Origin of the sequence: Comamonas sp. B-9, assembly GCF_000410635.1 — a bacterium.
Taxonomy (GTDB): domain Bacteria; phylum Pseudomonadota; class Gammaproteobacteria; order Burkholderiales; family Burkholderiaceae_C; genus Comamonas.
This window is the reverse complement of the sequence record NZ_KE148639.1, coordinates 1-5,192: the sequence shown is the minus strand read 5'-3', so window position 1 is coordinate 5,192 and position 5,192 is coordinate 1. Positions and strand designations below refer to the sequence as shown.

Genomic DNA, 5,192 nt, shown 5'->3' with positions numbered 1-5,192 from the left:
CGCTGCGCCTGCCGCTGGCCGCGGAGGTGGTGGTGGCTGAGGTGCGTGATATCCGGCTGGACTATGGCGGCATGCTGGTGCTGCGCCACCAGGGCCCTGCGCACCCTGAGTTTTTCAGCATCTGGGGGCATCTGAGCCATGCATCGGCCCGGCGCTGGCAGCCGGGCGATCAGATTGCCGCAGGTACCGAGTTTGCCCAGCTGGGCGACTTTGCCGAAAACGGCTGGTGGCTGCCCCATCTGCACCTGCAGCTGTGCCTGCTGCGCCTGCCCGACTTTAGCGATGCGCCCGGTGTCGGCGAGCAGGCCTTTGCGCCGGTCTGGCAAGACATCTTTCCCAACCCGGCGCCGCTGCTGCGGGCCGATGATGAGGCGCTGCGCAGTTGATTACTGAGCGGCTGGGTCGCAGCGCACCTGGTTCATATAGATCGAGCAGTTGTACTTATTGCCCTGAAAGCTCGCCTGGTAGCGCGTCGATTCGCGCTGGCGGTCAAAGCCAAAGACCTGCACATGGGCCTCCGTGCTGCTGAAGTAGTTGGCTGTTTTTTCGGCGATCATCTGGTCCGACAGCACGGCATTGCTGCCAATGGGCGCCACCACGTCACAGCCCTGCAAGGCCAGTACGGCGACACAGAGGGCGGGCCAGGCGGCCAGAGACGAGCGTTTGCGCGAGATGGAGGGGGTCATTGGTGCATCCTGTGGGTAGCGGCAATGCGCTACTGTCGCACATCCTGACCCAGCTGTCAGGGGGCGTATCAGCTGGCTTGCACGGCCACAGGCACGGTCGCCACAGCGGCAGCCGAGCGCGCATTCCAGCGCTGCCAGGCCTTTTCATGGAAGAAGAAGGCAAAGGCCTGCACCGTGGGTTCGAGCAAGCTCAACGTGAGCGAGGCAATCAGGTTGCCGGTGACGGCATAGGCCACCATTGCGGCCACCGTGATGTGGATCAGGTAGTAGCTGGCGGTCTTCTTCAGCGTTTGGCGGTTGTTCTGCAGGCTGCGGCGGATAGAGGACATGGCGGGTTCTTTCTTGCAATGAGGGCCACTAACACAACCCTTGATACGTCGTTGCCAAGCCTTGCCGTACTACTGTACTGGCTGCGGCTTGGCGCCTAGTCTCAACCGCCAACCTTTGGTTTGCTGGGTCGTGTTAGCGGCCCGAAATCAATGACAGTTCTGTAAATGGTATTTATTAGCAATGACAAAGGCCAATGAATCCTCACTAAAAAAACCATAGGCTTGGCTAATACCGCCAGTCACAGGCAGGCAGCCCGCGCGCCAAGGCCTGCGCTATGATGCGGTGCGGTTGCCGACCGGGCGCCAACAAAAACACCTTCATAACAAGCCAGACGACCTATGACGACGGACCAGCAACGCAGCTATACGGCACCCTGCCCGGGTTGCGGTGCGCCTGTGGAATTTGCCAGCGCCCAGTCCGCCTTCGCCGTCTGCCCGTATTGCCAAAGCGCCATCGTGCGCAATGGCGATATCCTGAAGCGCATCGGCAAGATGGCCGAGGTCTTCAACGACTACAGCCCGCTCAAGCTAAACCAGACCGGGCAGTTTGCCAAGGGCAGCCAGGGCAAGCCGGAGGGCTTTCGCCTGGTGGGCCGGCTGCAGTACAAGGGGGAGACCGGCAGCTGGAACGAATGGCTGGCCCTGGGCGACAGCGGTGAGACCGCCGTCATCAGCGAGGACAACGGCCAGTTTGTGCTGAGCCGCGCGAGCCAGGCCCCCGCCAAGAACCTGCCCCCCGCCGACCGCTGGCAGCCGGGCCAGCGCATTGCAATCAGCGGCGTGCAGTACAGCGTGACCAGCGTGGTACTGGCCCAGCTGATGGCGGCCGAAGGCGAGATGCCGCACCAGCCCGAGCTGGGCAAGCCCTTTACCGTGGTGGAGCTGCGCACCGAAGACGACAAGGTGCTGTCCATCGACTACAGCGAGCAGCCCCCCGCGGTCTACCTGGGCGCGCCGGTGCAATTGGGCGCGCTGAAAATCGCCGGGCTGCGGCCCACGTCGACCAAGAAGGACCAGGGCCGGCACTTCAACTGCCCGCGCTGCGCGGCGCGGGTCGATATCAAGCTGGACACCACCCAGAGCCTGACCTGCCCGAGCTGTGGCTCGCTCATCGATGTATCGCAAGGCATTGGCGGCGAGCTGCGCGCGGCGATGCAGAAAGACCCCGTCAAGCCCCTGGTGCCGCTGGGCAAGATAGCGACGCTGGCCGGCAGCAAATGGCAGCTGGTGGGCTTTCAGCACCGCATGGGGATCGAACCCGATGACGACGAATACTTTGGCTGGGACGAATACCTGCTCTACCACAGCCAGCAGGGCTTCCAGTTCCTGGTCAACAGCAGCGAAGGCTGGAGCCTGGTCAAGACCCTGACCGGCGCACCCGACTACCGCGCAGGCCGCAACACGGCGACCTGGAAGCAGCAGACCTACCAGCTGCAATCGCGCTACCGCGCCGAGACCACCTATGTGCTGGGCGAGTTCTACTGGCCGGTGGCCCGGGGCGACAAGACCGACAATGTGGACTTTGCCCGAGGCAAGGATGGCGCGCAGCTGCTGAACCTGGAGCAAAGCGCGCGCGAGCTGAGCTGGTCGCTGGGCCGCAAGATGACGCCCGAGTCGGTCGCCGCCGCCTTTGGCATGAGCGACCAGCTGGCGCTGTTCAAACCCGAGACCAGCAGCTTTTCGGTGCCCAAGCTGGGCTGCATGCCCATCATCATTGGGCTGTTCCTGCTGTTCTTTCTGCTGATCTGGTTGTGGCCCAAGGGCTGCGATACTGCGCTGGAGCGGCGCAAACTGGCCGCCGACCCGACCTATGTGAGCAAGTGCAGCAGCAGCACGGGCAGCGGCCGGTCATCGAGCGGTTCCTGGGGTGGCTACAGCTCCGGCGGCAGCCACAAATAAACAATGGCTGGCAACAGCACTGCGCAGAGCCCAACCCGGGCGCGCATTTGACGAAGGAGAGAGTTGTGATGGATTTGGAATGGTTCCGCCCTGCGGCGTTTTTTGGCTCCATCCTGTTCGCCATGGTGGGCGTGGTGGTCTTCTGGCTGTGCTTTCTGATCATCGACAAGATCACCCCCGTGGACATGTGGGCCGAGATTGTGGAAAAGCAGAACCTCGCGCTCGGCGTGGTGGTGGCGGCGATGAGCCTGGGCATCAGCATCATCGTGGCAGCAGCCATCGGCTAGCACTGCGCTTGTGCGGGCGCTGACGGCCATCGCTGTCAGCCGCCCTCTGCCTCGCTAGTGGCGCCTGTTTTGTACGCAGGCGCCCTGTCTTTTTTCTCTTTTTCAGCCAACAGTGCGGGCGCCTGCGCGCCCTGCACGGCTTCTGCAGCTCTCGCCCGTGTCGCCCTCCACCCCCGCCACCCCTTCTGCCAACGCATCCCCCAGCCCCAGTTCGGGCAGCCCCCTGGGCACCGACGACGCGCTGGAGTTTGGCCACGCCGCCCTGCCGGAAGGCGGCGTGCGGCGCGCCAGCCCGCTGGAAGTGGCGATGCTGTTCAGCGTCTTTGTGGTGGCGGCCTGTGGCCTGTTGTATGAGCTGGCCGCGGCGGCGCTCGCATCCTACCTGCTGGGCGATTCGGTGCTGCAGTTCAGCACCATCATCGGCACCTATCTGTTTGCGATGGGCATCGGCTCCTGGCTGTCGCGCTACCTGGTGCGCGAGCTGCCGGCGCATTTTCTGCGCATCGAGCTGATGGTGGCGCTGGTGGGCGGGGCCTTGCCTGCCGTGCTGTCCATCATCAACGCCTATGTGCCCAGCGCCTTCCACTGGATGCTGTATGGCACGGTGCTGGTGGTGGGCACGCTGGTGGGGCTGGAGATACCGCTGGTCATGCGCATCCTCAAGCGCAATGTGGTGCTGCGCGATCTGGTCTCCAAGGTGCTGACCTTTGACTACCTGGGCGCGCTGGCGGTGTCGCTGGCCTTTCCGCTGCTGCTGGTGCCGCACCTGGGCCTGATCCGCACCGGGCTGGTGTTTGGCCTGCTCAATGCGCTGGTGGCGGTATGGGCGCTGTTTCTCTTCAAGGAAGAGCTGCGCCGCTTTGGCAGCCATGTGCTGGCCTGCGGCTTGGTGATTGCCGCCTTGCTGGGCGGCCTGGTGGGTGCCGAGCGGCTCACATCGCTGACCGAGGACCACTTCTACCAGGAGCCGATTGTGCTGACCCGCACGACGCCCTACCAGCGCATTGTGGTGACCCAGGGCAAGCGCGGCGCGCGCCTGTACCTAAACGGCAACCTGCAGTTTGCCCAGAGCGATGAATACCGCTACCACGAGGCGCTGGTGCACCCGGTGATGAGCCGCTTTGGCGCGCCGCGCAAGGTGGCGGTGTTTGGCGGTGGCGACGGCATGGCCGTGCGCGAGGTGCTCAAGTACCCCTCGGTCGAATCGGTGACCCTGGTCGAGCTGGACCCGCAGATGACCGACCTGTTCCAGAACGTGCCCAGCATGCAGGCGCTCAACAGCAATGCCTTGAACGACCCCAAGGTACGCATCATCAATGCCGATGCTTTCCAGTGGCTGCAAAAGGCCGACGAGGTGTTCGATGTGATCATCGTGGACTTCCCCGATCCGACCAATTTTGCGGTGGGCAAGCTGTTCACCAACAGCTTTTACGCGATGCTGAGCCAGCACTTGGCGGCCAGCGGTTTTGCGGTGATCCAGACCACCTCGCCGCTGATTGCGCGCGAGAGTTTCTGGACCGTGGTGACCACCGTCGAATCGGTGGGCATGCAGGCCACGCCCTACCATGCCCATGTGCCCAGCTTTGGCGAATGGGGCTTTGTGATTGCCAGCCGCCGGCCCTGGAGCCTGCCGACCACCTTGCCCGAAGGCATGCGCTTTTTGAGCCTGCCCAGCCTGCCGCTGTTGTTTGACTTTCCGCCCGACATGGCGCGGGTGCCAACCGAGGTGAACCGCCTGTCCAACCAGGTGCTGGTACACACCTATGAGCGCGAATGGGGCAAGGTGGCACACTGACATGACGGCCTACCACCCCTGCCCACTGCGAACCGCCCAGCCATGCAGCGCCGCTCCGTCCTGAAGGGCGCCGCTGCGCTGGCTGGCAGCAGCGCGCTGGCCGGCTGCAAGCCCGCGCCACCCAGCACCAGCGCTGCCCATATCCAAGGCGGCTTTGTAGGCCAGGCCTGGGAGCGCGGCCATGCGATGCGCGACC

Annotated in this window: 6 protein-coding genes; 4 read left to right on the top strand and 2 right to left on the bottom strand. The window is 64.0% G+C overall.

Annotation, left to right across the window (positions count from 1 at the left end):
• On the top strand, positions 1-386 hold a 386-nt coding region (locus H928_RS32930; RefSeq protein ID WP_204366327.1), incomplete at its 5' end, for a hypothetical protein.
• Here H928_RS32930 and H928_RS0119375 read toward each other — a convergent pair.
• A complete protein-coding gene (locus tag H928_RS0119375) occupies positions 387-686 on the bottom strand; it encodes a hypothetical protein (RefSeq protein ID WP_021027986.1) in 300 nt (99 codons plus the stop codon).
• Positions 687-754: 68 nt separating this feature from the next.
• Positions 755-1,015, bottom strand: coding sequence for a DUF2061 domain-containing protein (locus H928_RS0119370; protein WP_021027985.1), 261 nt, complete (start codon positions 1,013-1,015; stop codon positions 755-757).
• Between the two features lie 339 nt (positions 1,016-1,354).
• On the opposite strand from H928_RS0119370, the gene H928_RS0119365 reads away from it, so the two are divergent.
• From H928_RS0119365 to H928_RS0119355, 3 genes are all read left to right on the top strand, one after another.
• Positions 1,355-2,914: a DUF4178 domain-containing protein gene (locus tag H928_RS0119365; protein ID WP_021027984.1), complete on the top strand. Its 1,560-nt coding sequence runs from the start codon at positions 1,355-1,357 to the stop codon at positions 2,912-2,914.
• A gap of 68 nt (positions 2,915-2,982) precedes the next feature.
• Positions 2,983-3,201 carry a DUF350 domain-containing protein gene (locus H928_RS0119360; RefSeq protein WP_021027983.1) on the top strand — a complete coding sequence of 73 codons (219 nt, stop codon included), beginning with the start codon at positions 2,983-2,985 and terminating at the stop codon, positions 3,199-3,201.
• Positions 3,202-3,508: 307 nt separating this feature from the next.
• A complete protein-coding gene (locus tag H928_RS0119355; protein ID WP_052330132.1) occupies positions 3,509-4,996 on the top strand; it encodes a polyamine aminopropyltransferase in 1,488 nt (495 codons plus the stop codon).
• Positions 4,997-5,192 lie beyond the last annotated feature (196 nt).